We start from the raw sequence: 333 nt of genomic DNA on the forward strand, positions 1-333 counted from the left end.
GAAGCCTGTTTTATCCCAGTACAACACTTTAATCTTATCGCGCTGTTTATTGGTAAACAGGAACAGCGCACCGCTGCCAAGAGGCAAGTCAGTATCATTTTCGATAATCGCTGCAAGGCCGTTGATGGACTTTCTAAAATCGACGCTTTCACGATAAAGGTAAATGTCTGGAGCGCTGAGCATACCTTTCATGACAACGCTCCAATGAGTTCAGCAAGATAGGTGGCTGGCGTGCCTTGAGGAATGCTCAGCTCCACATCATTGATGAGAAGTGTCATGTTCGCCGTAGCTATCTGGGCCTGATACTTGGTTGTCTTTTCAACGATTTCGGCT

At 46.5% G+C, this 333-nt stretch carries 1 protein-coding gene and 1 pseudogene; both read right to left on the reverse strand.

The genetic code is table 11. The annotated features are described in order from the left end of the window. Nucleotides 1-192: IS66 family insertion sequence element accessory protein TnpB (gene tnpB, locus AB4585_RS14685; RefSeq protein WP_372170118.1), on the reverse strand; the 192-nt coding region annotated here is incomplete at its 3' end. Next, nucleotides 189-333, reverse strand: a pseudogene (locus AB4585_RS14690) (IS66 family insertion sequence element accessory protein TnpB); the annotation flags it as partial. The pseudogene AB4585_RS14690 and the gene tnpB, both read right to left, overlap by 4 nt.

The organism is Vibrio sp. 10N.222.49.C9, from assembly GCF_041474985.1.
Taxonomy (GTDB): domain Bacteria; phylum Pseudomonadota; class Gammaproteobacteria; order Enterobacterales; family Vibrionaceae; genus Vibrio; species Vibrio crassostreae_C.